This is a genomic window from Streptomyces sp. NPDC001700 (genome assembly GCF_053596435.1).
Genome location: NZ_JBSFGE010000006.1, coordinates 353143 through 379536 on the forward strand (window position 1 = coordinate 353143; position 26394 = coordinate 379536).

Below are 26394 nucleotides of genomic sequence, written 5' to 3' on the forward strand. Positions count from 1 at the left end.
TCCGGGCCGTTCGGTGTTCGCGCCGTTTTCGGGGTCAGGCCTCTTCGTCGTCCATGAGCGCGAGCAGCGGCTCCCGCTCGTCCTCGGGGACGTAGCCCGCGTAGTACTCGTAGAGCTTGCGGCGCGAGATGCGCGCCGCGGCCAGCCCGTCCCTCAGCCGGATGGCCTCCAGCACCTCCTGGTGGTGCTGAAGCGACTCGCGCATCAGGGCCGTGCTGTTGTGCGCGTGGGCGACCTTGTCCGAGATCAGCAGGAGGACGGCGCCCCGGACCACCTGGTTGCACACCTCGATGAGGGAGTTGCGGCTGGCCACGGCCACCGCCTCGTGGAAGGCGACATCCGCCGCGCTGAACTCCTCGTACCCGGTCTCGATCGCCTCCTCCATGACCGCGATCGTCCGCTCCATGGCGGACAGCTCCTCCTCGGACCGCAGCCGGGCCGCGAGCAGGCTCGCCGAGCCGTCGAGGATCATGCGGAACGAGATCAGCTCGGCCATCGACATGTTGTCGAACTGGACGAGCCGGGTCATCTCCTTGGTCAGACCGGCCGGGGTGAACGGCAGGATCTCCGGGCCGTTCGGGTCGCCCGGGCGCGAGCGGACGAGTCCGTTGCTCTCCAGCACGCGCAGGGCCTCCCGCACGGTGGGGCGGCTCGCCCCGAACTGCGTTACCAACTCGCGCTCACTCGGCAGCCGTTGCCCCGGCTTCAGGTCACCGCGCGCGATCGCCTGCTCGATCTGTTCGACGATGCGCTGGTAGAGCCGTACCGGCGAGACCTGCCGGAACTGTGCCCCGTCACTCAAGGCTTCTCCCCTTCGAGCGTGGTCGATGTGCTCTTCTCCCCCGTGCCCTTCCCCGTGTGCTCTCCTGTGGTGTGGTCCGGCCACTGCGGGACCGCCTCGGCGGGGCGGTTCCGTTCGTACCACGCCGCCGCCCGCAAGACGCCGAGATCGTCGAATCGGCGGCCCGCGATCTGCACGCCGATGGGCCGCCCGTCCGCCGTCTGACCGCAGTTGACGGTCGCCGCGGGCTGGCCCGACATGTTGTACGGCGCGGTGAAACCGATGTGGGCCATGGTCTTCGCGTCCCCCGAGAACGGCATCGGCTGCTCGGCGGGAAACGCCGCCACCGGAGCCACCGGCGAGAGCACCAGGTCGTACGGGACCGTGGCCGCCACGGTCCGCGCCTGGATGGCCATGATCTGCTGGTAGCACTGGAGCACGCGCGTGCCCGGCACGTCCGCGCCTCCCTGGCACCAGCGGATGATGTGCGGGTGGACGCGCAGCCGGGCCTCGGGCGTCAGCTGGCGGAAGTCGTTCCAGGACCGCACCCGCCAGAACAGGTCCAGGTCGTCCAGAAGCTCCTGGGTCATAAACGGTTCGACGGGCTCCACGATGGCTCCCGCCGCCTCGAAGACCTCGGCGGCACGGTTCACCGAGGCCAGGATCCCGGCGTCGCACCGCTCCCCGCACCCGGCCTCCAGATGCACACCCACCCGCAGTCCGCGCATCTCGCCGTCCAGCGCCGACCACTCGATGTCCTGCGGCGGCAGGCTCGTCCAGTCCCGGGGGTCGGGCTGGCTCAGGACCCGCATGAACAGGGCCGCGTCCGCCACGGTGCGTGTCATGGGCCCGGCGGCGCGGCCCAGGTACGGGGCGTCCAGCGGGATCCGCCCGTAGCTGGGCTTGAGCGTGGCCAGGCCCAGCCAGGTGCCCGGCAGCCGGATCGATCCTCCGATGTCGGTGCCGACGTGGAGCGGGCCGTATCCCCCGGCGGCCGCGGCCCCCGCACCGGAGCTGGAGCCGCCCGTGGTCCAGCCGGGATTCCAGGGGCTGCGCGAGATGCCGTGGCGGCTGGAGACGCCCGAGGAGAGCATGCCCCAGTCGGGCATCACGGTCGATCCGAGGACCACCCCGCCGGATTCGGCGACGCGTGCGGTGATGGGCGCGTCCGCGTCGGGGACGACCGGTTCGGTGCCCGCGTTGCCCGAGGGCATGGGGACGCCTCTGCGGGCGATGTTCTCCTTGAGTGTCACGGGTACGCCGTCGATGAGCCCGAGCGGTTCCCCCGCCGCCCATCGGGCCTCGCTGGCCTGGGCCGCCTTGCGGGATTCGTCCGGGTCCCGGACCCAGAACGCGTTGAGCACACCCTCGCGCGCCTCGATCACCGACTGAACGGCGTCGTGAACCTCGACCGGCGACAGCGTCCGATCGGCGAATCCGGCCACCATCTCGACGGCCGGCACGGCGGCCAGGCCCTGTTCCGTCGGCACCCGCACACTCTCCCTCGCTCGCGCATACCCGGGGTATGCGAACTCTTGACAAGGACAGCTTCAGTCGACACGGTACCTGACAAGTGAGCTTACTGGTCAGGCCAGTCACATCGGAAGGTTGCGTCCATGACGCGGGATACCAAGGTCGTACGGATCGCGGCCACGCTCGCGTGTCTTCCTCTGGCGGCCTGCTCGGCCGGGTCCACGGCCACCGGCGGCGTCGGGAAGAACTCCCTGAACATCGGCCTCACCGCCGAGCCCGCCAACTTCGACTTCACCAGGACCGAGGGCGCCGCCATTCCGCAGGCACTGCTCTACAACGTGTACGAGAACCTGGTGAAGCTGGACCAGTCCGGGAAGATACGGCCCCAGCTGGCCACGTCGTGGAGCCTGTCCAAGGACCGCAGAACGTATACGTTCCACCTGGTCAAGGACGCCACGTTCAGCAATGGCGCACGGTTCACGGCCGAGGACGCCAAGTTCTCCATCGAACGTGTCCCCACCGACTGGACACTGGTGCAGAAGTCCCAGATGGACGTCGTGGACACGGTGCGAGCGGTGTCGCCCGGCGAGCTGAAGGTCACCCTGAAGCGGCCGAGCAACGACTGGCTGTACCGGATGACCACCCGCGTCGGCGCGATGTTCAGCCGGACCGGTGTGAAGAAGCTGGCCACCGAGCCGGTGGGCACCGGTCCGTACGCGGTGAAGAAGTGGAACCGCGGCGACTCGATCACCCTGGCCCGCCGCGCGGGCTACTGGGGGCGGAAACCGCACTTCGCGTCGGTCACCCTGAAGTACTTCAAGGATCCGACGGCCATGAACAACGCGCTGCTCACGGGCACGATCAATGTGATCGGCCAGATGCAGTCCCCGGATTCCCTGTACCGCTTCCAGAACAACCCGAAGTACAAGGTCATCGAGGGCACGACCAACGGCGAGGTGGTCCTCTCCCTCAACAACGGCTCGGGCCCGATGAAGAACCCGAAGGCCCGCCAGGCCGTCCGCTACGCCATCGACCACAAGGCGCTGATGGACACCTGCTGGGGAGGCCGCGGCAAGCTCATCGGCAGCATGGTCCCGCCGACCGACCCGTGGTACCAGAACCGCACCGACGACTATCCGTACGACCGCGACAAGGCGAAGAAGCTCCTGAAGGAGTCCGGCCAGGCGGGCCATACGCTGCGGCTTCGGCTGCCGACGCTGCCGTACGCCACCGCGTGCGGCACCGTGGTCAAGAGCCAGCTCGAACAGGCCGGGTTCAAGGTCAAGCTCGACCAGCTGGAGTTCCCCGCCGCCTGGCTGACCACCGTGTTCAAGAACGCCGACTACGACATGTCCATCATCGGCCATGTGGAGCCCCGGGACATGCAGACGGTGTTCGGGGCGAAGACCGCCTACACCCGCTACGACAACCCCGAGTTCCAGGCGTTGCTGAAGAAGGCGGACCAGGGCTCGCAGCGGGAGCAGATCACCTCCATGCGGGCGGCCGCCCGGCTGCTGTCCCGGGACGCCGCGGCCGACTGGCTGTTCCTGCTGCCGAACCTGATGGTGGCGGACAAGAGCATCACCGGCCTTCCCGTGAACTCCGTGTCCGAGTCACTGGATCTCACCGGCCTGGGCCGGTCAGGAAAGGTGGACTAGGCCGATGACCGTCCGTCTTCTGCAGCGGCTCGCGATCCTCCTGGCCAGCCTGGTCGTCAGCTCCGTGGTGGTGTTCGCGTTCATGGCGGTGCTGCCGGGGGATCCGGCCCGCGTCGCCCTCGGCACCAGCGCGTCGGACACGGCGGTGGCGCAACTGCGCGAGCAGTTCGGGCTGGACCGGCCGCTCGTGGAGCAGTATCTGAGCTGGGTCCACGGGCTGGTGACGCTCGACCCGGGGAACTCGTACATCTCACAGGCGCCGATCGGCCCGCAGATCGCCGACCGCCTCCAGGTCACCCTGTGGCTCGTCGGCACCGGGATGGCGCTCGCCTGCGTCCTGGCGGTCCCCATGGGCACGCTCATGGCGGTGCGGCACCGCAAGGCCTCCGGGCTCCTTCTCTCGGCCGTGTCCCAAGTCGGCGTGGCCGTCCCGGCGTTCCTCGCGGGCATCCTCCTGATAACCGTGTTCGCGGTGGGGCTCGGCTGGCTGCCCGCGAACGGCTGGACACCCCCGGTGCAGGATCCGGTCCTGTTCCTCAAACAGCTGGCGATGCCCGCGCTCTCCCTCGGACTGGTGCAGGCGGCGGTCCTCACCCGCTATGTCCGCAGCGCCGTGCTCGACGTCCTCCGGGAGGACTATCTGCGCACCGCCCGTGCCAAGGGGCTGCGCCCGACGCGGGCCCTGCTGCGGCACGGACTGCGGAACGCGGCGGTGCCCGTGGTCACCGTCCTGGCGCTGCAGCTCGCCACGCTGCTGGTGGGCTCCGTCGTCATCGAACGGGTCTTCGTCATCCCCGGGCTCGGCAGCCTGCTGCTGGACAGCGTGGCCAACCGGGACCTGGTGGTGGTGCAGGACGTGGTCATGATCATCGCAATGGCGGTGCTGCTCGTGAACTTCCTGGTGGACATGGTGTATCTGGTGATCGACCCGCGGCTCAGGGAGCGTGCGTCATGAGTGCTGCGGACACGGAGATCGTTGTCGCTTCGGCGCCGGGCGGCCGTCGTCGGCGCCGCCCGGTGACGGGCAGCCTCCTGGTGGGTGGTGTCATCGTCGCGGTCGTGATCGGCATGGCGCTGCTGTCCTTCGTGTGGACCCCGCACGACCCGACCCTGGTGAATCCCGCGGTGCGGTTGCGGGAGCCGTCGCCGGAGTACTGGTTCGGCACGGACAAGTTCGGCCGCGATGTGTTCAGCCAGATCCTGATCGGCTCGCGCACCACGCTGTTCGTCGGCTTCGTGGCGGTCGGGGTCGCCGCCCTGATCGGGGTGCCGCTGGGCATCGTCGCCGGGATGGCGCCCCGCTGGTTCGGCGAGCTGCTGATGCGCGGCAACGACCTGCTGCTCGCCTTCCCGGCGCTGCTGCTGGCCATCATGTTCGCCGCGGTGTACGGCGCGGGCACGCTGGTGGCGATGATCGCGATCGGTATCGCGTCCATCCCCAACTTCGCCCGGCTGATCCGTGGCGGCACGCTGCAGGTGATGAAGACGGAGTACGTCATCGCCGCGCGCGCGGCGGGCCGCGGGCCGTTCGCGATCGGGGTGCGGCATGTCCTGCCCAACGTCAGCAGCCTCATCATCGTGCAGGCGTCGGTCGGTTTCGCCATCGCCGTACTCGCCGAGGCCGCGCTGTCCTTCCTGGGCTTCGGCACCCCGCCGCCCACCCCCTCCTGGGGCCGGATGCTGCAGGAGAGCCAGGAGCTGCTGTCGCTGGCGCCCCGGCTCGCCGTCTTCCCGGGCATCGCCATCGCGGTGGCGGTGCTCGGATTCAACCTGCTCGGCGACGGCCTGCGGGACCGTTTCGACCCCAAGCTGGAGGACCGCCGATGACCCCGGCACCCGAGGCGGCACCGGCCCCCGGACCCCTCTCCGGATCGGATCCCGGGTTCGAGCCCGGACCCGACGACGTGCTGGCCGTACGGAACCTGGACGTGGCGGTGGGCGGCCGCAAGCTCGTCGAAGACGTCGGCTTCACCATCCGCGCCGGTGAGCGGGTCGGCCTGATCGGCGAGTCGGGATCGGGCAAGTCGCTGACCGCGCTGAGCGTCATGGGCCTGCTCCCCGAGGAGCTGCGGGCCACGGGTTCGGTGCGGCTCGCCGGAGTCGGCCACGATCTGGTGGGCGCCGACGAGGCGCGGATGTCCCGGGTGCGGGGCAAGGAGATCGCCATGGTCTTCCAGGAGCCCATGACCGCCCTCAACCCCACGATGAGGGTGGGGCGGCAGATCGCCGAGGTGCTGCTCATCCACCGGACCAGGCCCGACCGCGCGTCCGCCCGCGCCGCCGCCGTGGAACTGCTCGCCCAGGTGGGGCTGCCCGACCCCCAGGCCGCCGCGCACGCCTACCCGCACCAGTTCTCCGGCGGCCAGCGGCAGCGGGTGGTGCTGGCCATCGCCCTCGCGAACGACCCGGCGCTCCTGGTCTGCGACGAACCCACCACCGCGCTCGACGTCACCGTGCAGGCCCGGGTCCTCGACCTGATCGTGCGGGGTGTCCAGGACCGCAGATCGGCCATGCTCTTCATCACCCACGACCTGGCCGTGGTGGCCACCGCCTGCGAACGGGTGCTGGTCATGTACGGCGGGCGGGTGGTCGAGTCCGGCCCGGTCCGGGAGGTGTTCACCCGCCCCCGGCACCGCTACACCCAGGGCCTCATCGGCGCGTCCGACCTGACCACCGTCGACGAACGCGGCCGCCTGATCACCATCGGCGGGTCGGTTCCCCCGGCGGGGCAGTTCCCGGCCGGGTGTGTCTTCCGGAACCGATGCCCGCAGGCGACCGAGGTGTGCGCCACCCGGCCGGACTGGATTTCGACCGGGCCGGACTCCGGCTACGCCTGTTTCCACCCGGTGCCCGGGAGCGACGCACCTACGAAACAGGAGGCCGGTCGTGGCTGAGCAGCCGATCACCGCTCCCCTCGCCCCCGGGTCACAGCCCGGCGCCGTGGACGCCATCTCCGTACGCGACGTCACCCGCGACTACCGGCGGCCCCGCACCTCGCTGCGCCGCCCCAGCCCGCCGGTGCACGCCCTGCGCGGCGTCAGCTTCGACATCCCCCAGGGACAGCGGTTCGGCATCGTGGGCGAGTCGGGGTGCGGCAAGTCGACCCTGCTGCGGATCCTGGCCGGGCTCGACCGCCCCACCAGCGGCAGCGTCGCGATCGACGGCCGGGACATCACCGGGCTCCGGGAGAGACAGCTGAAGTTCGTCCGTGAACGGCTCCAGCTCGTGTTCCAGGACCCGATGAGTTCGCTGGACCCGCGCATGCGCGTCGGCGACATCGTGGCCGAGCCGCTCGTCGCGCAGGGACACGGGAACCGCCGGGAGCGGGTGGCCGAGCTGCTGGAGGCCGTCGGCCTGCGCGCCGACGCGGCGGACCGCTATCCGCACCAGTTCTCCGGCGGCCAGCGGCAGCGCATCTCGATCGCGCGCGCCCTCGCCCCGCGTCCGAAGGTCATCGTGGCCGACGAGCCGGTGAGCGCCCTGGACGTGTCCGTACGGGCCCAGGTGCTCAACCTCATCGCCGACCTCGTCGACGAGCTGTCCCTCACCCTGGTCTTCGTCTCCCACGACCTGTCCGTCGTCCGCCATGTGTGCGACCGGGTCGCCGTCATGCACGACGGACGGATCGTGGAGACCGGGGCCACGGAGCAGGTGTACGAGGAACCGCGGCACCCCTACACACGCAGGCTGATCGCCGCCGTTCCGACCCTGGCCAAGGCACTGTCCGGAGTGTCGGCGGCCGATCTCAACCGGGAGGACCGACCGTGACCGTCCACGTCAACCGCGCCGGAGACTCCGTCGTAGCCGGAAGCTCCGTCGTCGACGAGTTTCCCGAGGGCCTTCCCATCGGGGACCAGTGGGTAGCGGCGCCCGCCGCCGAGGACGTCCGCTTCCCCTACGACGGCACACTCGTCGCCCACGCCCCCGTCGGGGACACCGGCCTGGCGCAGCAGGCGGTGGACGCGGCCCTCGCGGTCCGCGACCGGGTCGGACGGCTCCCCTCGCACACCCGCAGAGCCGCGCTGCTCGCCACGCACGAGGCCGTCGCCGCCCGGCGCGCTGACTTCGAGCGGCTGCTGGTCCTGGAGACCGGCAAGCCGCTGGTCGACTGCCGGGTCGAGGTGGACCGCACCCTGCTGACCCTGCTGACGGCCGCCGAGGAAGTGGCCCGGCTGCACGGGGAGACGGTACCGCTGGACCTGCTGCCGTCGGGTGAGGGGCTGCTCGGCTTCTGGACCCGCAAGCCCATCGGCGTGGTGGTGGGCATCTCGGGCTTCAACTACCCGCTGCTGCTCGCCGCGCACAAGATCGCGCCATCGCTGGCCGCCGGGTGCCCGGTCATCGCCAAGCCCGCCCCGCAGACACCGCTGGCCACCCTGTGGCTGGTGCACCTCCTCCGCGAGGCGCTGCGCGCCCACGACGCGCCGCAGGCCGCGGTGCAGCTGGTGACCGGAGGCCCCGAGGTGGGCGTCGCGCTGACCACCGACCGGCGGATCGGGGCGGTGTCCTTCACCGGTTCCGCCGCCGTGGGCCACCGGATCGCCCGCGACGCGGCGCCCACCAAGGTGCTGCTCGAACTCGGCTCCAACGCCGCCCTGGTGGTGGCCGCCGACGCCGACCTCGACGCCGCCGCCGACGCGGTGGTGCGCGGCGGCTACTACGCGTCGGGCCAGGCGTGCATCAGCGTGCAGCGGGTCATCGTGGTGGACGCCGTGCGGGAGGAGTTCGTGGCCCGGCTGACGGAGCGGGTGGCGCAGGTGGCCATGGGCGATCCCCGCGATCCGGCGACGCGCGTCTCGGCGCTCATCGACACACGGTCGACCGAGCGGGTGTGCGCGTGGCTGGACGAGGCGGTGCAGGCGGGGGCGTCGCTGGTGGCCGGGGGCAGGGTCACCGACGGGGTGATCGAGCCCACCGTGCTGCTCGACGCGGACCGCGCGCTGGCCGTCTGGGACGAGGAAGTCTTCGGCCCCGTGGTGGCGGTGCGGTCCGTCCCCGATCTGGAGACGGCCTTCGACCTGGTCAACGACTCGCGCTACGGGCTGCACGCGAGCGTCTACACCAGTGCCCTGGACACCGCGTTCACCGCTCTCGACCGCCTGGAGGTGGGCGGAGTGGTCGTCAACGAGGTGCCCGGTTTCCGGTCCGACGTCATGCCGTACGGCGGTGTGAAGGACTCCGGAGCCGGACGGGAGGGCCCGCGGTTCGCCATCGAAGAGCTGACCGTGACCCGTATGGCAGTGATCCGCCCGACGACAACGAAGCCGTGAGGACCACATGCGAGCAGCACAGAACCACACCGATGCGGCGGCCGCGTACTCCCGCCTGTTCAGGCTCGACGGCCGCCGGGCCGTCGTGGTGGGCGCGGGCAGCGGAATCGGCCGCGAGAGCGCCCTGGCGCTGGCGGCGCACGGCGCCACCGTCGTATGCGCCGACCGTGACCTGACGGCGGCCGAGGAGTCCGCGTCGATGGGGCCGGACCTGGTCCCGTACGCCCTCGATGTGCTCGACGGCGAGGCGATCACGCGGGCCGCCGAGGAGCTGGGCGATGTCGACGTGCTCGTCTTCACCGCCGCGACGAACGTGCGCAAGCCGCTGCTCGACTACACGGCGGAGGAGTTCGAGCGGGTCGTGGCGCTCAATCTGCGCGCCTCCTTCGACCTGGTGCGGGCGTTCGGCCGTGGCATGGCGGAGCGCGGCAGCGGAAGCATCATCGGCTTCAGCTCGATCCGCGCGGTGGCCGTCGAGCCGGGGCAGGGGGTGTACGCGGCCACCAAGGCCGGTCTCGTCCAGATGCTGCGCACCGCGGCGGCCGAGCTGGGCCCGTCGGGCGTGCGGGTGAACACCATCGCCCCGGGTGTCGTGGAGACACCGCTGACCGCGCAGATCAGGGCCGTACCGGAGTGGTCGGAGGCCTATGCGAACAAGAGCGCCCTGGGCCGCTGGTCCCGGCCGGATGAGCTGGCCGGTGCCGTGGTCTACCTGGCGTCGGACGCGTCGTCGTTCGTCACGGGGAGCCAGCTGTTCGTGGACGGAGGCTGGACGGCGATCGACGGACGCTTTACCCCGCCCAACTGACGTACTACGCCGCCCAATTAAAAGGGGGCGCGATGGCCACCATGGCCGTCGCGCCCCCTTTTGGCGGGCCCGTCAGTCGACGCGCTCGAAGGGCTCCGTGCCCTCTTCGTCCGGCGCGACCGTGAACACGACCTTCTCGAAGGCCCCGGTGAACGCGAACTCGCCCTCGTAGCTGGGCGAGGAGGGCGACAGGGTGTCCCGGCCGACGTCGAGGCCCTGCCACCCCAGGAAGTGCGGCAGGACCCGCGGAATCTCCTCGCTGCCGACCGGCCTGCCCGACACGAAGAGGTGGCCGACGCCCCGCATATCACCGGTCTTGACGAACTCGAAGGCCAACTCGGCCGGTCCGGTGGGAAGTTCCTCGGTCGAGGTGACCGTGTACCGGGTGCCGAGGAAGTTGTACTCGTAGACCAGCCGGTTGTCCTTCACATACAGCACGTATCCGCTGCTGATGCTGCCCAGGGACACCAGGACACCCTCGTCCAACGGGACGGCCCGGTCGACGTACGCGGTGATGCGGTGCGCGCGGTTCATCACGGGTGGCACCGCGGCGATGGGCAGATGGGCCATACCGGGGTAGTAGGTGAAGGTGGTGCGCAGGCGCGGTGAGCCGGGGCGCGGAATCTTCGCCCGGTACGCGAACCCCTGGTCGTCCAGCGGCAGCACATCGTACTTCCCCGCCTCCACCCAGAACCGGGCGAGCATCTTCTCCAGTTGCTCGGGCCGCTCCCGCGCCAGGTCGTGGCATTCCGAGAAGTCGGTGTCGTGGTGGTACAGCTCCCACTGGTCCTCGTCGAAGGACGTCCCGCGCTGGTGGAAGGCGACGGCCTTCCAGCCGTCGTGCCAGATCGCGCGGTGCCCGAACATCTCGAAGTACTGGGCTTCCTTGCGCGTCGGCGCGGTCGGCGAGCCGAAAGTGTACGCCATGCTGGTGCCGTGGACCGGCAGTTGCGGGATGCCGTTGTAGACCTCGGGAGACCGCACGCCGAGCACCTCGAAGAGGGTCGGGACGATGTCGGTGACATGGTGGAACTGCTGCCTGACCTCGCCGGTGTGCGGCAGCCCCCGGGGCCAGTTCACGATGAGCGGGCAGCGGACACCGCCCTCGTGGGTGTTCTGCTTGTAGCGCTTGAACGGTGTGTTGCCCGCCTGCGCCCAGCCCCAGGGGTAGTTGGCGTGCGCGCGGGTGGTGCCGATGTCGTCGATCCGCGCGACCATCTCCTCGAAGACCTCGGAGATGCCGTTCTGGAAGGCGGTGGGGTTGAGGGAACCCTTCTGCCCGCCCTCCTGGCTGGCCCCGTTGTCCGAGAGCAGGATGGTGATGGTGTTCTCCAGCTGACCTATCCGCTCCAGGAACTCCATCAGCCGCCCGATGTGGTGGTCGGTGTGGTCGACCATCGCCGCATACGCCTCCTGGAGGCGCACGGACAGCTTCTTCTCGTCGTCCGACAGCTCGTCGAAGGGGACGACCCCGGGGTTGCGCGGCGCCAGTTCGGTGCCGGGTGGCAGGATGCCGCGTTCGATCTGGCGGGCGTGCCGGGTGGCGCGCTCCGCGTCCCAGCCGTGGTCGAACCGGCCCCGGTACTTGTCCAGGTATTCCTGGGGAGCCTGGTGCGGGGCGTGGGCCGCGCCCAGCGCCATGTACAGGAAGAAGGGCTTCTCCGGAGTGACGGACGTCTGGTCGCGGACGAAGTCGATCGCCCGGTCGACCAGGTCCTCGCTGAGGTGGTAGCCCTCTTCCGGGGTCTTCGGCGGATCCACGGCGTGGTTGTCGTAGAACAGCTCCGGATAGAAGCTGTCCGTCTCGGCTTCCAGGAACCCGTAGTAGCGCTCGAACCCGCGCGACAACGGCCACTGGGTGTACGGCCCGGACGGGGTGGTCTGCTCCATCGGCGCCAGATGCCACTTGCCCACGGCCATGGTGTTGAAGCCGGTGTCGCGCAGCACCTCGGGCAGGGTCGCGGCGGCCGTGGTGATCCGGCCCCGGCCGCTGGGGAAGCCGGTGTCGAAGTTGGACAGCATGCGCATACCGACGGAGTGGTGGTTCCGGCCGGTGAGCAGGGAGGCACGGGTCGGCGAACACAGCGTGGTGGTGTGGAAGTTCGCGTAGCGCAGGCCGCCGGTGGCGAGGGCGTCCATGGCCGGGGTGTCGATGTCCGAGCCGAAACAGCCGAGGTCGGAGAAGCCGACGTCGTCGAGCACGATGACCACGACGTTGGGGGTGTCTTCGGGAGGCGCCTGCTGCTCGGGCCACCACGGAGTGGACTCCTCGTAGGTGGTGCCGATGGTGCCTTGGAAGGTCCCGCTCGCGGACGGCGGCTGCGGGGAGACGTTGGTCATCCAGGACGCTCCGAGTCAGGGTTAACTGGTATTACCAGTAATCTGGGCGTCAGTCTCACCCTCTCCCGTTGCCTGTGTCAACCACCGCACGCCCCGCCCACGGGCCCACGGAGGGCCGTTTCTCAGGGGTTTCGGGGCAGGTCAGCCGCGCAGCGGAACCCCATGTGGCCGGTGCTGCTGTCGGGTGTGTTGGAGGTGCGCGCGGCGACGCGGTAGCGGTTGCAGTACGACGCGTGGCACAGATAGGAGCCGCCGCGGATCACCTTCGCCTCCCCGGCGGGAGGCCCGGCCGGGTCCTCGCGGGTCTCCGGGCGGTCGGCCGCGTGCCAGGTGGTGCTCCACCAGTCGGAACACCACTCCCACACATTGCCCGAGGTGTTGTACAGGCCGAAGTTGTTGGCTCGGTACGCCTTGACCGGCGCGGTCCCCAGGTATCCGTCCTCGCCCGTGTTGACCTGTGGGAACTTCCCCTGCCAGATGTTGCAGCGGTGCTGTCCCCGGGGCTGCAGCTCATTCCCCCAGGGGAAGCGGGAGCGCTCCAGTCCGCCACGCGCCGCCCTCTCCCACTCCGCCTCCGTGGGCAGGCGCTTGCCCGCCCATGCCGCGTAGGCGGAGGCGTCGCGCCAGGAGACGTGGACGACGGGGTGGTTCGCCAGCTCGGTCCACGACGACCCCGGCCCGTAAGGGGCCTGCCAGCACGCCCCGTCGACCCCGAGCCACCAGGGCGCCTGCGCCACCGTGGCGTCGCGCACCATGCGCCGGGCGTCGGGGTGGACGGCCGCGTAGAACACGAAGGACCAGCCGTGGCGCTCGGCGTCGGTCCGGTAGCCGGTGCCGCGTACGAACGCGGCGAACTGCCGGTTGGTGACGGCCGTGGCGTCGATGAGGAACGGCGACAGCCGCACCTCCCGCACCGGGCCCTCCCCGTCCTCGGGAAACGCGTCGGCGTCCTCGCCGCCCATCAGATACGTGCCTCCGGGGATGCGCGACATGGCGCGCAGCCACTGCGCCCGGTCCCGCTCCGGGGCCCGGGCCGGCGCGGCGGACGGCTCGGGGATCTCCTCGTCGCCCCCTGAGGAGGGGGCGCAACACGCGCCTGACATCGTTCCTCCGACCACGGCCGCTGTTCCGTGATCCCGAGCGTACGGCGTGCCACGGAGCAGCGGCGATGGAGGCCGCCACGTCGTGAGGGGCGGGATTGCGCGAAAGCTGACATGGCCTCGGCTTCCGGCGTTTACTCTCATCTCTCCACCGATGTGATGACAGGGGAGCCGGACTGTGCGTAACGCCGCTGTGACGACCGAGGGTGACCAGATCCGCTGGGTCGAGCTGCCGGGGCGGGAACCCTCCCGCGTCTACGTCCATGGTCTGGGCGCCACGTCACCCGCCTACTTCGCCGAGATCGCCCTTCACCCGCTGCTGGCCGGGCACCGTTCGCTGCTGATCGACCTGCTCGGTCATGGCATCAGCGACCGCCCGACCAGTTTCGGCTACACCCTGGAGGAGCACGCCGACGCCCTCGCCGAGGCGCTGGGCGCCGCGCGGGTCACCGGTGCGGAGGTGATCGCCCACAGCATGGGCGGCTCGGTGGCCATCGTCCTGGCCGCCCGCCACCCCCACCTGGTCTCCCGCCTGGTGCTGGTGGACGCCAACCTCGACCCGATTCCGCGCGTGTCCGGTTCCGGTGGCAGCAGTGGCATCGCCGCGTACTCCGAGGCGGAGTTCCTGGCCGGTGGCTGGGAGGAGGTCCGCGACCGGGTCGGGCCCCACTGGTGGTCCACGATGCGCCTCGCGGGCCGTGAGGGCCTGCACCGCAGCGCGGTCAACCTCACCCGAGGCACCGTCCCGACCATGCGCGAACTCCTGCTGGACCTGAAGGTTCCGCGCGCCTATCTGCTGCCCGAGGCCGACGGCCCGCTCCCCGGCGCGGACGCGCTCGCCGCGGCGGGGGTGGCCGTCGTCCCGGTCCCGGACTGCGGACACAACATCATGCTGGACAATCCGGACGCCTTCGCCCGCGCCACCTCGGCCGCCCTGACCGGCCGGGGGCGGGACTGACACCGGGCGCGGGGTGTTCAGTCCGTCGCTTCCGCCGCCACCGGCTTGGGGATGAGGAAGGACGTCACGAAGGCCGCGGCGATGAGGACGGCTCCCGTGATGATGCCCGCGCCGTAGCCGGTGGTGGACGTCTTGTCGGCGGGCTGGGCGGCGGTCTGCGCGGCGTAGACGAGGGCGAAGCTGAGGCCCGCGCCGAGGTTGAAGGCGCCCGCGTTCAGTCCCGGCAGGAAGCCGGGGTTCTCCTTCGGGGACAGCACGATGCCGAGCCCGTTGAGGACGATGTTGCCGACGCCCGCGTAGGTGATGCCGATGAGGACCGACGCCGCCAGGAGGAGCGGGCGGGAGTCGGCCCGCAGGGTGAGGAGCATCAGCACGAGGGTGGCGGCCGAGCCGATGAGGCCGAGGCGCAGGATGCGGCCGTAGCCATGGGTGGCGGCGAGGCGGCCGGCGAGCGGGCCCATGGCCAGGCCCGCGAGCGCGTACGGGATCAGGGTCCACCAGGCGGACTGTTCTGCGGTCATGCCGAAGCCGGTCCGTGCGTCCTGGGCGAAGGCGGGGACCATGCCGTTCATGACGGCGAACACGCCCGTCATGGTGAGCACGGTGGTCAGCAGCAGGGCCCAGGTGGAGCGCTGCCTGAGGTGGTGGGTGGCGACCAGGGGGTGGCCGCTGCGGCCCTCGGTGCGCCAGAACAGGGCGAAGGCGATGGCGGTGACGGCGAACAGGGCGGCGACGAGCGGCCAGTTGGCGCCGCCGAGCTTCCCGGCCTCGTTCAGAGCGATCAGGGCCGCCCCGACCGAGACGACCAGGAGGGCGACTCCGGGCCAGTCCATGCGGCTTTCGGTATCGGCGGCCTTGGTGGCGACCGACTCGGGGGTGAGCGTGGCGACCAGGACGGTGGCGAGTGCGGCGACGGCGGCCATGGTCCAGAAGATGGACGGGAAGCCGTGGTGGTCGGCGAGGTATCCGCCCGCGAGGGAGTCGACTCCGGCGATGCCGCCGTTGACGGCGGTGATGACGCCGAGGAGGGTGCCGTACTTCTTCGGTTCGTGGACTTCGTTGCGCAGCATGATCAGGCAGAGCGGCACGGTGGGTCCGGACACGCCTTGGATGACGCGGCCCGCGAAGAGCACGGGGACGCTCTCGGCGAGCGCGGCCATCACACAGCCGACGACCATGAGCGCCAGCATTCCGGCCAGGACCCGGCGTCGGCCGATGAGGTCGCCCAGGCGGGGCAGGAAGAGTGAGAAGAGGGCCGCCGAGGTGAAGAACGCGGTCTGGGTCAGGCCGACTTCGGCCGAAGTCGCCCCGAGGGAGTCCTCGATGTTCTTCAGGGCGGGGCTGAGCATGCTCGCGTTGAGCTGGAAGGCGAAGCAGGCCGTCAGGAGCGCGGTGACCAGGACCCAGATCCGGACGGGTCCTGTGCCGCCTGTCGCGGGCGCCGGGGCGAGGTCCGGTTCGGTGGAGGGGGTGTTCATGCGCGTACGTCACCGATCCGCTCGAGGGCGTCCACGATCAGGTCCCAGAAGCGCTGGTGGTCGAGGGTGACCGCGACCTGGGTGCGGCAGTCGTCGGGCGCGGGCGCGCGGAGGTCGGTGACCGTCATGCCGAGCGTGAGGTTGCCGGTCAGTTCGACGTCCACGGGGGCCTTGCGGACCGTCATGACGGTGGGGTCGATGACGTACGCGACGGCGCACGGGTCGTGCACCGGGGGGTGGTCGAAGCCCTGTTCCTTGAGGTACATGGCTCCGAAGAAGTCCAGCAGCTCGTTGACGAAGGTGGCGGGGGCGGTGCCCACCCGGGCGATGCGGTCGGTGACCTCCGGCGTGGCGAGGGCCTGGTGGGTGAGGTCGAGCCCGACCATGGTGACCGGCCAGCTCTCGTTGAAGACGATGTGGGCGGCCTCGGGGTCGATCTTGATGTTGAACTCGGCGACGGGGCTCCAGTTGCCCGTGTGGTACCCGCCGCCCATCAGGACGACCTCGCGCACCCGCTGGGCGATACGGGGCTCCTTGCGCACGGCCAGCGCGATGTTCGTCAGCCCCGCGGTGGGAACGATGGTGATCTCGCCGGGCTCATGCGCCATCACGGTGTCGATGATGAGATCGACGGCGTGGCGGGGGTCCAGGGACAGGGTGGGCTCGGGCATCGCGGGGCCGTCGATCCCGCTCTCGCCGTGGATATCGGCGGCGGTCTCGACGGTGCGCACCAGCGGGCGGGGACAGCCCGCGGCGAACGGGACGCCGGTGATGTCCGCGATACGGGCGACCGAGAGGGCGTTGCGGGTGACCTTCTCCAGCGTCTGGTTCCCGACGACGGTGGTGACGGCGACCAGCTCGACGTCGGGGTTGCCGTGCGCCAGGAGCATGGCGATCGCGTCGTCGTGCCCCGGGTCGCAGTCAAGGATGATCTTTCGCACTGGTTCCCTCTTGAATCGTGTTGAACGCCGAAGCCCGAAGACGAACACTCGGCCGCTTGCCGCATGACACGAGGCCCTCACCCCTGGCTGTCAGCTCCACACCGTAACGCGATCGCCTCCGCCACCTGTCACCCGCCACCCAGGGGTCAGTGGGCGGTGAGGCCGCCGTCGACCACCAGCTCGGAGCCGGTGACGAACGAGGACTCGTCGCTCGCGAGGAAGAGCATGGCCGAGGCGACCTCCTCGGCGCGGCCCGCACGGCGCATGGGGGTGCGCACGATGTCCGGTTGCTGGTCGCCCTGCTCCTCCAAGAGCTCCTGGATCATGGGGGTGGCGATGACACCGGGATGGATGGAGTTGACCCGTACGCCCTGACGGGCGTACTCGACGGCGGCGGTCTTGCTCAGCAGGCGCACAGCGCCCTTGGACGCCTGGTAGGCGGCGGCTGCTCCACTGCCCACGATCCCCAGAACGGACGAGGTGTTGATCACCGAGGCGTCGCCGGTGGCGCGGAGCAGGGGCATGGCAGCCCTCATCCCGAGCCAGGTCCCCTTCTGGTTGATGTCGATGACCCGGTCCCACAGGTCTTCCCGTGTGTCCTCGATGCCCGGCCAGTCCACGATGCCCGCGAGGTTGACGAGAACGTCCAGCGTGCCGAACCGCTCGCGCACGGTGCTGATCACGTCGTCCCATTCCAAGGCGGAGGAGACGTCCAGCACCGCGGTGACCACCTCCCCGCCGGTCTCCTCGATCCGTAGCGCCAGGGCGCCGAGGGGTTCTTGGGCCACATCGGTGATGATCAGGCGCGCGCCTTCGCGGGCGAACAGCTCGGCGGTCGCCGCGCCGATTCCGCCCGTCGCGCCGGTGATCAGCGCGACCTTGCCAGCGAGTCGTCGTGCGGTCATGGTGGTGTGCTCTTCTCTTTCGTCCCGGTCGTGTCTCAGAAGCGCTCCGCTCGCTCGAGTCTGGGCGCCCCACCGACCGCCAACCAGGCCGTACGCCGCCTAGGTGCCACGCACCCAGGCACACGCCGGTGTGCCCGTCACACCGCGCCCGCCCACGGGCCTAGCTTTTCCGGGTTGCGGATCACCCAGATCCGGGTGACGCGGCCATGGGAGATGTCGAACGAGGCCACGGTCATGACGACACCGGCGCGCTGCGCCACCAGGCCGGGCGCGCCGTTGACGGATCGCTCCAGGAGTTCCAGCCCGGGGGCCTTGTCGGCGATGGCGAGCATGTACTGGGCGATGCGCGCGCCGCCCTCGATCGGGTGCGGGGCGGTGCCGACCACGCCGCCGCCGTCGGCGGTCATCACGGCGGCCGGGTTGAGGAGGGTGACCAGGGATGCGATGTCCTTGGTCTCCCATGCCTCTTTGACGTGCCGCACCACGTCGGCCTGGCCGGTCGACGTCGCCGTCGCCGGAGTGTGCGTGGCGCTCACCCGCCGCCGGGCGGAGGCCGCCAGCTGCTTGCAGGCGGCAGGGGTCCGGTCGAGGATGCGGGCGATCTCGGCGAACGGGTACCGGAAGACGTCGTGCAGGACGAACGCCACCCGCTCGGCGGGCGTCATCGACTCCAGGACGACGAGGAAGGCCATGGCCACCGACTCGTCCTGGACGATCTGGTCGGCGGGGTCCGCGTGGTCCCGCTCGGTGCGGTCGGGCAGCGGCTCGGGCAGCCACGCGCCGACATAGCGTTCCCGGCGGGCCCGCGCCGAGCCGAGCAGGTCCAGGCAGATGCGGCTGGTCACCGTCGTCAGCCAGGCGCCGGGCGACAGGATCTCCGCCTGGCGGCTTCGCGGCAGCCCGTACCAGCGGGTGTAGGCGTCCTGTACGGCGTCCTCGGCCTCGGTCAGCGAACCGAGCAACCGGTAGGCGACATTGATGAGCTGACGTCGCGCTCCGGCGATCTCGTCCGCGCTGGTCCCGGCACTGCACATGGTTCCGGCCGCCCCTCGCCTTACCTTTCGCGGGCCCGCGTCGTCGGGCTGGTGAGACCTTATCGATCCACTGCCCGGGCGAGGGCGGAAAAGGGAGACGGTGACATGGCCACTCAGGTGACGGCGACGGCGAACACACGGCGCGGCATTTCGTTCCTGCGGATCGCGATCGCCCTGCAGACCCTGACCATCTTCCTTCAGGCGGTGTCCGCCGGACTGCTGCTGACCGCGTCCTACGGAGAGACGCTGCACAGCGTCGGAGCCCGGGTGATGTACGGGGCGTCGATGCTGTACGTACTGGCGGCGGTGCTGGCGTGGAAGCCGGGTGGCGGCTCGCCCCGGCCCGTCTGGCACGCGTCAGGGTTCCTCGTACTCGCCTCGGTCCAGGTCGTGCTCGGCATCGCGCACGTCCCGTCGGTGCATCTGCCCCTGGGTGTCCTGATGTTCGGCCTGAGCGTGCTGGCGCTGGCCCGGCGCCCCTAGAACCGGCGCCCCTAGTACGCGGCGGCTTGGGAACCGCTCTGCCCCTGTGCGGCCGCTTGGCTCGGCGGGCGGCAGGACACGTGGCAGCAGCGGTCCGAGCGCTGGTCGGCGTGGCGGGCCCAGTCGGCTTCCGCGCGCCTGCGCGCCGGGGTGGCGGTGTCCTGCCTCAGCAACGCGGCGTGCGCCTGGCGGAGTTCGGGGCCCGGGTACAGCCCCAGTTCATCGGCCAGGCGCCGCCGTACGGTGTCGTACACGTCCAGGGCTTCGACCTGCCGCCCGGCCCCATGCAGGCAGGCCATCAGCTGCGCTGCCAGCGTCTCGCGCAGCGGATGCTGGACCAGGGCGCTCCGCAGGCCCGCCACAGCCTCGGCGGGCCGTCCGGTGTGCCGTAGCCGCTCGGCCAGGGCTTCCAGCGCGTTCAGGCGGGCGTCTTCCCAGGGAATGGCGAGATCGTGCCAGGAGCCGCATCCGGCCACATCGGTCAGAATCTGTCCGCGCCATAACGCCAGGGCCTCACGCAGCAGAACGACGGCGTCGATGTCCTGGGTTCGCTCGGACGCGGCGTCCACCAGCTGCGTGAACCGGTGCGCGTCCACGCGGTCCGCTTCAATGGTGAGCGCATATCCGGGAGAACACGTCTCAATGGACACGCGGGGGCCGAGCGCCTGTCTGAGCGCGGATATGTGGCCGTGCACGACGGTGCGGGCGTGTTTGGGAGGTGCGCCCTCCCAGAGCACGTTGACCAGCCGTTCCATGGATACGACCCGGTTCGCGTCCAGCGCCAGGAGGGAAAGAAGTGCCCGCCGCTTGCGCGTCTCCACCCGCATGAGAGTTCCGCTGCCGGACATCAACTGCACGGGCCCTAATACCTTCACGTGCAATGGACATGCCTTTCTCGAAGCCATTTCCGCCATTGCCCCCGGCCACAATGCTCTTCCCGGCCGGGCAATGTAATGACTCCAATACCGTAACTTCGCCTCCCCTCCGCCCACAATGGTGCCACGAGAGCCCGAAATTCCCTAGATTATGTTTACGGACGGCCGAAGCCTTATCACTAGGGAACGAACTCCGATGCCCCACACACCAAGTCGGCAAACGAGACCAACGTCACCTAGTTTCTGATGGAAAGTAATTTCTGGTGAGGTCGCAAGCGATCAGCCGGGCCGTGGCGGGGGCGTCTCGGCGCTCGGCGGCGAGGTGCAGCAGCTGGACGTCCTCGCCGGAACTCCCCGGGACCGGGCCCTGGCAGTCGCAGGGCCGCTCGTCGAAACCGGCGAACCGATAGGCGATCTCCATCATCCGGTTGCGGTCGGTGGCGCGGAAGTCGGCCAGGAGATGGACACCGGCCCGGGCGGCCTGGTCGACCAGCCAGTTCAGGATGATCGTTCCGGCGCCGAACGCCACCACACGGCACGAGGTGGCGAGCAGTTTGAGGTGCCAGGCCCCCGGGTGCTTCTCGAGCAGCAGCACCCCCACCGCACCGTGCGGCCCGAAGCGGTCGGTCAGCGTCGTGACCAGGACCTCGTGGCGGGGGTCGGCGAGGAGCGCGCGCAGCGCCTCGTCCGGGTAGTGCACCCCGGTCGCGTTCATCTGGCTGGTGCGCAGGGTCAGTTCCTCGACCCGCGACAGCTCGTCCTCGGTGGCCCGCCCGATGCGCATCACCATGTCCAGCGAACGGAGGAAGTCCTCGTCCGAGCCGGTGAACCGGGCCTGCTCGTCCGTGCGCCGGAACCCGGCCTGGTACATCGTCCGGCGCCGTCGCGAGTCGACGGTCACCGACTTCGGGCTGAATTCGGGCAGGCCGAGCAGCGTCGCGGCGTCCTCCGCCGGATAGCAGCGCACGTCCGGGAGGTGGTAGGCGACCTCGGCCCGCTCGGCCGGCTGGTCGTCGATGAAGGCGATGGTGCCGGGAGCGAAGTTCAACCGCTCAGCGATCCGGCGCACCGCGTCCGACTTGCGCCCCCAGCCGATCTCCGGCACGACGAAGTAGTCGGCGACGCCGAGCGCCTCCAGCCGCGCCCACGCGAAGTCGTGGTCGTTGCGGCTGCACACCGACTGGAGGATGCCCCGCGCGTCCAGGCCGGTGATCACCTCCCGGATCGCGTCGGACAGGACGACGTTCTCGTCCTCCAGCAACGTGCCCTGCCAGAGCGTGTTGTCGAGGTCCCAGACCAGGCACTTCACGGTCGCGGGCGGGACCGCCGGGGCGGTGTCGCTCATCTGCGGCTCCTTGTGGCGGCGTCGGCCAGGATCAGCTGGCACACCTCGTTGCTGCCCTCGATGATTTCCATGAGCTTGGCGTCGCGGTACGCGCGCGCGACGACATGCCCGTCCTGCGCCCCGGCCGACGCGAGCACCTGGACCGCGTCCGCCGCGCCCCGGGCCGCGTGCTGGGCGCTGACGTACTTCGCCAGCACGACGGCGGTGGCCAGGTCGGCGGCGTTGTCGTCCCAGCAGCGGCTGGCGTACTCGCAGGCCCGGGTGGCGACCTGCTCGGCGGCCCACAGGTCGGCCAGATGGCGGGCGACGAGCTGGTGCTCCCCCAGCGGACGGCCGAACTGGTGCCGGGACGCGGCGTGTTCGGCGGCCGCCGCCACACAGGCCCGCAGGATGCCGACACAGCCCCAGGCGACGGAGATGCGGCCGTAGGCCAGGGCCGTCGTCACGAGCAGCGGCAGCGGCTGCCGCCCGCCGCCCAGCACGCTGTCGAGCGGCAGCCGCACCTCGTCGAGCAGGACGTCCGCGTGCCCGGCCGCCCGGCAGCCCAGCGGATCGGCCACCGGCCGCACCCGGACCCCGGGGGCGGTCCGCGGTACCACCACCACGGCGCCGTCCTCCCCCATCCGGGCGATGACCAGGAGGAGATCGGCGTAGTCGGCGGCGGTCACCCACTTCTTGCGCCCGCTGAGCACCAGGGTGTCCCCGTCGACGGTGGCGGTGGCCGCGATGGCCGACAGGTCGCTGCCCGCCTGTGGTTCGCTGAAGGCCACGGCCGCCGTGTCGCCCGAGGTCAGCCGTGGTAGCAGGGCCGCCGCCTGCGCCGGGTCACCGAGCCGCTCGACCATCCACGCGGCCATGCCCTGCGAGGTCATGACGCTCCGCAACGAGCCGCACAGACTGCCGACATGCGCGGTGAACTCCCCACTGTCCGCGCTGTTCCACCCCAGTCCGCCGTACGCCGCCGGGAGCTGGGCCGTGAGCTGCCCGGCCGCGCCGAGCTTCCGTACGACGTCCTCGGGCAGCCGTCCCGCCCGGTCCCAGCCGGAGGCCCGGTCGCCGACCAGCTCGGTGACCGCCGAGGCCGCCGAGGCGACGGCGTCACGCACCGGAGCCGCCGGGGGCGGGCTGCCGGAGCCGTTCGACCAGCGCGACCATGCCCCGTACGGTGCGGAAGTTCTCCATCCGCAGGTCGGCGCCGCGGATGGCGATGTCGTACGTCCGCTCCAGGTGCACCACCAGCTCCATGGCGAAGAGCGAGGACAACCCACCGGAACCGAAGACGTCCGCGTCGGTCGCCCAGGTCTTCCCCGTGCGCTTCGCCAGGAATCCCAGCAGGTCCGCCTGGACCGTGCCGGGGGCGCCGATGGGGTCGGATGACGTCGTCATGTCTGCTCTCCCTCATAGTCGTAGAAGCCGCGCCCGCTCTTGCGGCCGAGATGGCCGTCCCGCACCATCTCCAGCAGCAGGTCGCAGGGGCGGCACCCTTCGTCGCCGGTTCGGCTGTGCAGCACCCACAGCGAGTCGACCAGGTTGTCCAGCCCGATGAGGTCGGCGGTGCGCAGCGGGCCCGTCGGGTGGCCCAGGCATCCCCGCATGAGCCGGTCGACGGACTCGGCGCTCGCGGTCCCCGCGGCCACCACCCGGACCGCGTCGTTGATCATGGGGTGGAGGATCCGGCTGGTGACGAAGCCGGGCGCGTCGTCGACCACGATCGGCTCGCGGCCCAGCACGGCGAGCAGTCCGCGCACCGCCGCCAGGGTGGCCTCGCCGGTGTGGGTGCCCCGGATGACCTCGACCGTCCGGATCAGACAGGGCGGATTCATGAAGTGGGTGCCGATCAGATCCACCGGCCGTGCCGTCATCCCGGCCAGTTCGTCGATGGGTATCGACGAGGTGTTGGAGATGACGGGGGTGCCCGGCGCGACCAGTTCGGACACCTCCGCGAGGACCTTCGCCTTGGTGTCGGCGTCCTCGGTGACCGCCTCGATCACCGCGCTGGGGGCCGTGTCACCGGCCGTCACCAGGTCAGCGAGGGACAGCCCGGTGACGAGTGCGCCGGGGACGGCCTCGTCCGGCAGCGCGCCCATCAGCCGCGCCGTCCGCACCTGGTGGCCGATGCTCGCCGGGGCCTCGTCCAGCCGCCGCCGGTCCAGGTCGATCAGCGACACCGCGACACCGTGACCGACCGCCAAAGCGGCGATGCCCGTCCCCATCACCCCCGCTCCGAGCACCGCCAGTCGCTGCCCGGCGCCGGGCGTTCCGTACTCCTCCGCTGCCATGTCGCCTCTCTTTCGGTACCGGTCTCTTTCGGGCCCGGCCCGGCGGTCACACCTCCGGGCGGCTCACCTCGTTCCGGGAAGGCCGTGGTGCCACGAGGCCGTCCGTGGGCCGCGTGTAGAACTGCTGCGCCCAGTGCCGGTACCGGCCGATCGGGCCGTCGCCCTTGGCGAGCTTGGGCTGCTCGACGTGTTCCTGGTGGTGCCACATCAGCAGGTCCGCGCCGGTGTCGACGCTCGCCACCCGCTGGAGGACGGCGCTCAGCAGCCGGGCGACGGGCATCGCCGCCGCGCGCCCCAGCGTCTCGGGCACCCCGGGGACACCGTTCAGCTCCAGCTTCGTACCGAACCGCAGCTGGATGCGTCCCGGGCTGGTCGGGGTGGCGTGGAGCATCACGTAGAGGTTGCCCGCGCCCAGGGGCAGGACCGTGCGCGCCGCGATGGTGGCCAGTCCGATCACGGTGAGCGTGTAGGACTGGCGGAACCCCCGCATCATGGTGCCGCGAGCGGTCGCGGTGACGGTGCTGATGGGTTCCCCGGCCACCGGCGAGCCCTCGATGTCGAGGCCCTGGAGGCCGTGCAGCGCCGGGAGATGACCCCAGTCGAAGGCGTTCTCGATGACGTCCTGCGGATGACCGGCGATATCGAACGTGTCGTGGCTGTACGGCTGCCGGTCGTCCATGGGGAAGACCGGGACCTCCCACTGCGGTGGCACGCCGAGGGCATGCCACCACACATAGATCGAGCCGTTGGCCTCGCACACCGGATACTGCGTCAACGACGCCTTCGGCGGTGGCTTGTCGTAGCCCGTACGCACACAGACACCGGCCGGATCGAACGCGAACCGGTGGAAGGGGCAGACGATGTCCTCGCCCTCGACCGAGCCGCCGACCCCGAGATGCGCGCCCAGATGCGGACACCGGGGCCGTACGGCGCGCAGCACGCCCTTGGCCGTCCGGTAGAGGACGACCTCCGAGCCCGCGAGCGGACGGGTGGTGACGGAGCCGGGCCGCACCTCGTCGGTGAAGGCCAGGCAGAACCACCCGTTCGGATACGGGCGGGAGGGAGCGTGCAGGGTGTCGGCCGGGGCGGCACCGGGCAGGCTGACCCGCCGGGAGCTGAGGAGCTGCTTCACGAGGGGCTTCAGGTGAGGCTTCATGGCATCACTCCGAGTGCTTCACCGGGCAGGTGGCGGCGCCCGGCTGCGTGGATGACGGGGCGGATGGCTGGGCGGGGGTGGAGCGCGGCGCGGCCGCGTGCAACCCGGCGCCGTCGGCGCCGCCCGTGCGCCGCTCGCTGAGCCGCAGGCGCAGCCCGCGCGAACTCAGACTGGTCTCCACCTTGGGCTGGAACGGCTGGTCGCCGACGGGGGTCAGCTCCCAGCGGGCGACGATGGCGGTCAGCGCCAGGATGGCCTCGGTGAGGGCGAACTGGTCCCCGATGCACTTGCGGGCGCCCGCGCCGAACGGGATGTAGGTGGCCCGGTCGGGCTGCGCGCCGTCCCAGCGGTCCGGGTCGAACCGGTCGGGCTCGTCGTAGAGGTCGGACCGGCGGTGCAGCAGATACGGGCTGAGCACGAGGGTGCTGCCGCCCTTGAGCCGTACCCCGCCGAGTTCGGCGTCCTGCCGGAGGGTGCGGGTCATCATCCAGGCGGGCGGATACAGCCGCAGCGTCTCGGTCACCACGCGGGCGGCCAGGCCGAGCGAGGGCAGCTGCGCGGGATCGGGCTTCCCCCCGGCCAGGACGGCGTCGGTCTCGGCCTGGAGGCGGTGCTGGACGTCCGGGTTGGTGGCGAGCAGGTGCAGCGCCCAGGCCAGGGTGATGGCCGTGGTCTCCATCCCGCCGAGGAAGAACGTGAGGGCCTCGTCCGCCAATTCGGTGTCGCTCAGCTGCTTCTGGCCGTCCTGGCTCTCCTCGTCGACCGCCGCGACCAGGGTGGAGAGCAGGTCGGCGTGGTCGGTCGGGTCGGCCCGCCGCTCGGCGATGATCTGCTCGATGGTGGCCGACAGCCGGTTGCGGGCACGGTCGTACCGCCGCTTCTGCGGAGTCGGCAGCTGACGCAGCAAGGCCGGTGTCATCATCCGGCGGAAGAACGCGCTCACGATGATGGCGGTGTCGTCCAGGGCCCGCCGCATGGTCTCCGCCGGAAGCGCGCTGCTGAACATCGTCTCCATGGTGGCCCGTGTCGTCAGGGTCATCATTTCCTGGGTGACGTCGAGGATGTCGCCGTCGCGCCAGGACTCCGCCTTCAGGTCGGCCGCCCGGGCGAACACCGTCCCGTACCCGGCGAGCCGGGTGGGGTGGAACGACGGCTGGCACAGCCGCCGTTGCCGCCGGTGCAGGTCGTACGAGCAGGTGGACAGGCCGTCGCCGATGACCTCACGGATCCGGTCGTAGATCGGGCCGCCCTTGTCGAAGACGCGGTCGTTGAGGAACACCTGCCGGGTGAGGGCCGGGTCGCAGACCATCACGGCGGTACTCGGGCCCAGCCGGAGCCGGACCATCGTGCGGTACCCGGACAGGGACATGATGAACGCCAGCGGGTCGCGGAGCAGGGGCAGCGCGTGGCCCAGCAGCGGCAGGGCGCGCGGCGCGAGCGGAACCGACGCGGCGGTCGCCGTGCTTGTGTCTGTCATGGACAACCTCATTCCGTTGGGGACCCCGACCGG

The 26394-nt window shown here is 70.8% G+C and carries 24 protein-coding genes; 9 read left to right on the plus strand and 15 right to left on the minus strand.

From position 1 onward, the window contains the following. Positions 1 to 34: 34 nt before the first annotated feature. Both ACWC5C_RS14945 and ACWC5C_RS14950 read right to left on the minus strand, forming a co-directional pair. Complete coding sequence (locus tag ACWC5C_RS14945; protein ID WP_450875798.1) at positions 35 to 802, minus strand: FadR/GntR family transcriptional regulator; 768 nt, start codon at positions 800 to 802, stop codon at positions 35 to 37. Continuing rightward, positions 799 to 2271, minus strand: coding sequence for an amidase (locus tag ACWC5C_RS14950; RefSeq protein ID WP_450875799.1), 1473 nt, complete (start codon positions 2269 to 2271; stop codon positions 799 to 801). Before ACWC5C_RS14950 ends, ACWC5C_RS14945 begins: the two co-directional genes overlap by 4 nt. A 126-nt stretch (positions 2272 to 2397) precedes the next feature. On the opposite strand from ACWC5C_RS14950, the gene ACWC5C_RS14955 reads away from it, so the two are divergent. The 7 genes from ACWC5C_RS14955 to ACWC5C_RS14985 are packed head-to-tail and all read left to right on the plus strand — an operon-like array spanning position 2398 to position 9990. Continuing rightward, positions 2398 to 3912, plus strand: a complete 1515-nt coding sequence (locus ACWC5C_RS14955; protein WP_450875800.1) for an ABC transporter substrate-binding protein — start codon at positions 2398 to 2400, stop codon at positions 3910 to 3912. A gap of 4 nt (positions 3913 to 3916) precedes the next feature. Next, positions 3917 to 4867, plus strand: a complete 951-nt coding sequence (locus ACWC5C_RS14960) for an ABC transporter permease (RefSeq protein WP_450875801.1) — start codon at positions 3917 to 3919, stop codon at positions 4865 to 4867. Then, positions 4864 to 5739 carry an ABC transporter permease gene (locus ACWC5C_RS14965; protein ID WP_450875802.1) on the plus strand — a complete coding sequence of 292 codons (876 nt, stop codon included), beginning with the start codon at positions 4864 to 4866 and terminating at the stop codon, positions 5737 to 5739. Before ACWC5C_RS14960 ends, ACWC5C_RS14965 begins: the two co-directional genes overlap by 4 nt. Next, positions 5736 to 6806 (plus strand): ABC transporter ATP-binding protein, encoded by a 1071-nt coding sequence (locus tag ACWC5C_RS14970; protein WP_450875803.1) that lies wholly within the window; start codon positions 5736 to 5738, stop codon positions 6804 to 6806. Before ACWC5C_RS14965 ends, ACWC5C_RS14970 begins: the two co-directional genes overlap by 4 nt. Then, a complete protein-coding gene (locus tag ACWC5C_RS14975) occupies positions 6799 to 7680 on the plus strand; it encodes an ATP-binding cassette domain-containing protein (RefSeq protein WP_450875804.1) in 882 nt (293 codons plus the stop codon). The genes ACWC5C_RS14970 and ACWC5C_RS14975 overlap by 8 nt, the downstream gene beginning before the upstream one ends. Further along, positions 7677 to 9182, plus strand: a complete 1506-nt coding sequence (locus tag ACWC5C_RS14980; RefSeq protein WP_450875805.1) for an aldehyde dehydrogenase family protein — start codon at positions 7677 to 7679, stop codon at positions 9180 to 9182. Before ACWC5C_RS14975 ends, ACWC5C_RS14980 begins: the two co-directional genes overlap by 4 nt. A 7-nt stretch (positions 9183 to 9189) precedes the next feature. Further along, entirely contained in the window at positions 9190 to 9990 is an 801-nt protein-coding gene (locus tag ACWC5C_RS14985; RefSeq protein ID WP_450875806.1) for an SDR family NAD(P)-dependent oxidoreductase, read from the plus strand. A gap of 72 nt (positions 9991 to 10062) precedes the next feature. Here ACWC5C_RS14985 and ACWC5C_RS14990 read toward each other — a convergent pair whose 3' ends face one another. Beyond that, positions 10063 to 12330, minus strand: coding sequence for an arylsulfatase (locus tag ACWC5C_RS14990; protein ID WP_450875807.1), 2268 nt, complete (start codon positions 12328 to 12330; stop codon positions 10063 to 10065). A gap of 122 nt (positions 12331 to 12452) precedes the next feature. After that, the gene (locus ACWC5C_RS14995; RefSeq protein ID WP_450875808.1) at positions 12453 to 13433 is read right to left on the minus strand and encodes a formylglycine-generating enzyme family protein; all 981 of its coding nucleotides are present in this window, start codon (positions 13431 to 13433) and stop codon (positions 12453 to 12455) included. A gap of 175 nt (positions 13434 to 13608) precedes the next feature. Here ACWC5C_RS14995 and ACWC5C_RS15000 point away from each other — a divergent pair, with 175 nt between their 5' ends. After that, a complete protein-coding gene (locus ACWC5C_RS15000) occupies positions 13609 to 14388 on the plus strand; it encodes an alpha/beta fold hydrolase (RefSeq protein WP_450875809.1) in 780 nt (259 codons plus the stop codon). A gap of 17 nt (positions 14389 to 14405) precedes the next feature. On the opposite strand, the gene uriT is transcribed toward ACWC5C_RS15000, so the two are convergent. The 4 genes from uriT to sigJ all read right to left on the minus strand — a co-directional run bounded on the left by uriT (position 14406) and on the right by sigJ (position 18746). After that, entirely contained in the window at positions 14406 to 15866 is a 1461-nt protein-coding gene (uriT, locus tag ACWC5C_RS15005; RefSeq protein WP_450875810.1) for a uridine transporter UriT, read from the minus strand. Beyond that, positions 15863 to 16807, minus strand: coding sequence for a uridine-preferring nucleoside hydrolase UriH (uriH, locus tag ACWC5C_RS15010; RefSeq protein ID WP_450875811.1), 945 nt, complete (start codon positions 16805 to 16807; stop codon positions 15863 to 15865). The genes uriT and uriH overlap by 4 nt, the downstream gene beginning before the upstream one ends. 146 nt (positions 16808 to 16953) lie before the next feature. After that, positions 16954 to 17712 (minus strand): SDR family NAD(P)-dependent oxidoreductase, encoded by a 759-nt coding sequence (locus ACWC5C_RS15015; RefSeq protein ID WP_450875812.1) that lies wholly within the window; start codon positions 17710 to 17712, stop codon positions 16954 to 16956. A gap of 137 nt (positions 17713 to 17849) precedes the next feature. After that, the gene (gene sigJ / locus ACWC5C_RS15020; RefSeq protein ID WP_450875813.1) at positions 17850 to 18746 is read right to left on the minus strand and encodes an RNA polymerase sigma factor SigJ; all 897 of its coding nucleotides are present in this window, start codon (positions 18744 to 18746) and stop codon (positions 17850 to 17852) included. Positions 18747 to 18851: 105 nt separating this feature from the next. Here sigJ and ACWC5C_RS15025 point away from each other — a divergent pair, with 105 nt between their 5' ends. Then, entirely contained in the window at positions 18852 to 19229 is a 378-nt protein-coding gene (locus tag ACWC5C_RS15025; protein ID WP_450875814.1) for a hypothetical protein, read from the plus strand. A gap of 11 nt (positions 19230 to 19240) precedes the next feature. Here ACWC5C_RS15025 and ACWC5C_RS15030 read toward each other — a convergent pair whose 3' ends face one another. The 7 genes from ACWC5C_RS15030 to ACWC5C_RS15060 form a co-directional block, all read right to left on the minus strand. Further along, entirely contained in the window at positions 19241 to 20050 is an 810-nt protein-coding gene (locus ACWC5C_RS15030; RefSeq protein WP_450875815.1) for an AfsR/SARP family transcriptional regulator, read from the minus strand. Positions 20051 to 20336: 286 nt separating this feature from the next. Beyond that, positions 20337 to 21449 carry an HAD-IIIC family phosphatase gene (locus ACWC5C_RS15035; RefSeq protein WP_450875816.1) on the minus strand — a complete coding sequence of 371 codons (1113 nt, stop codon included), beginning with the start codon at positions 21447 to 21449 and terminating at the stop codon, positions 20337 to 20339. Next, positions 21446 to 22555, minus strand: coding sequence for an acyl-CoA dehydrogenase family protein (locus tag ACWC5C_RS15040; RefSeq protein WP_450875817.1), 1110 nt, complete (start codon positions 22553 to 22555; stop codon positions 21446 to 21448). Before ACWC5C_RS15040 ends, ACWC5C_RS15035 begins: the two co-directional genes overlap by 4 nt. Then, positions 22548 to 22835 carry an acyl carrier protein gene (locus ACWC5C_RS15045; protein WP_450875818.1) on the minus strand — a complete coding sequence of 96 codons (288 nt, stop codon included), beginning with the start codon at positions 22833 to 22835 and terminating at the stop codon, positions 22548 to 22550. Before ACWC5C_RS15045 ends, ACWC5C_RS15040 begins: the two co-directional genes overlap by 8 nt. After that, positions 22832 to 23728, minus strand: coding sequence for a 3-hydroxyacyl-CoA dehydrogenase family protein (locus tag ACWC5C_RS15050; protein ID WP_450875819.1), 897 nt, complete (start codon positions 23726 to 23728; stop codon positions 22832 to 22834). The genes ACWC5C_RS15045 and ACWC5C_RS15050 overlap by 4 nt, the downstream gene beginning before the upstream one ends. A 46-nt stretch (positions 23729 to 23774) precedes the next feature. Next, positions 23775 to 24884: a Rieske 2Fe-2S domain-containing protein gene (locus tag ACWC5C_RS15055; RefSeq protein WP_450875820.1), complete on the minus strand. Its 1110-nt coding sequence runs from the start codon at positions 24882 to 24884 to the stop codon at positions 23775 to 23777. 4 nt (positions 24885 to 24888) lie between these two features. Next, a complete protein-coding gene (locus tag ACWC5C_RS15060) occupies positions 24889 to 26361 on the minus strand; it encodes a cytochrome P450 (RefSeq protein ID WP_450875821.1) in 1473 nt (490 codons plus the stop codon). Positions 26362 to 26394 lie beyond the last annotated feature (33 nt).

Excerpts from the sequence above, each read along its gene's own strand:
- ACWC5C_RS14955 (WP_450875800.1), top strand. The coding sequence starts at position 2,398 with ATGACGCGGGATACCAAGGTCGTACGGATCGCGGCCACGCTCGCGTGT.
- ACWC5C_RS14960 (WP_450875801.1), top strand. The coding sequence starts at position 3,917 with ATGACCGTCCGTCTTCTGCAGCGGCTCGCGATCCTCCTGGCCAGCCTG.
- ACWC5C_RS14965 (WP_450875802.1), top strand. The coding sequence starts at position 4,864 with ATGAGTGCTGCGGACACGGAGATCGTTGTCGCTTCGGCGCCGGGCGGC.
- ACWC5C_RS14970 (WP_450875803.1), top strand. The coding sequence starts at position 5,736 with ATGACCCCGGCACCCGAGGCGGCACCGGCCCCCGGACCCCTCTCCGGA.
- ACWC5C_RS14985 (WP_450875806.1), top strand. The coding sequence starts at position 9,190 with ATGCGAGCAGCACAGAACCACACCGATGCGGCGGCCGCGTACTCCCGC.
- ACWC5C_RS14990 (WP_450875807.1), bottom strand. The coding sequence starts at position 12,330 with ATGACCAACGTCTCCCCGCAGCCGCCGTCCGCGAGCGGGACCTTCCAA.
- ACWC5C_RS14995 (WP_450875808.1), bottom strand. The coding sequence starts at position 13,433 with ATGTCAGGCGCGTGTTGCGCCCCCTCCTCAGGGGGCGACGAGGAGATC.
- uriT (WP_450875810.1), bottom strand. The coding sequence starts at position 15,866 with ATGAACACCCCCTCCACCGAACCGGACCTCGCCCCGGCGCCCGCGACA.
- ACWC5C_RS15015 (WP_450875812.1), bottom strand. The coding sequence starts at position 17,712 with ATGACCGCACGACGACTCGCTGGCAAGGTCGCGCTGATCACCGGCGCG.
- sigJ (WP_450875813.1), bottom strand. The coding sequence starts at position 18,746 with ATGTGCAGTGCCGGGACCAGCGCGGACGAGATCGCCGGAGCGCGACGT.
- ACWC5C_RS15025 (WP_450875814.1), top strand. The coding sequence starts at position 18,852 with ATGGCCACTCAGGTGACGGCGACGGCGAACACACGGCGCGGCATTTCG.
- ACWC5C_RS15035 (WP_450875816.1), bottom strand. The coding sequence starts at position 21,449 with ATGAGCGACACCGCCCCGGCGGTCCCGCCCGCGACCGTGAAGTGCCTG.
- ACWC5C_RS15045 (WP_450875818.1), bottom strand. The coding sequence starts at position 22,835 with ATGACGACGTCATCCGACCCCATCGGCGCCCCCGGCACGGTCCAGGCG.
- ACWC5C_RS15050 (WP_450875819.1), bottom strand. The coding sequence starts at position 23,728 with ATGGCAGCGGAGGAGTACGGAACGCCCGGCGCCGGGCAGCGACTGGCG.
- ACWC5C_RS15055 (WP_450875820.1), bottom strand. The coding sequence starts at position 24,884 with ATGAAGCCTCACCTGAAGCCCCTCGTGAAGCAGCTCCTCAGCTCCCGG.
- ACWC5C_RS15060 (WP_450875821.1), bottom strand. The coding sequence starts at position 26,361 with ATGACAGACACAAGCACGGCGACCGCCGCGTCGGTTCCGCTCGCGCCG.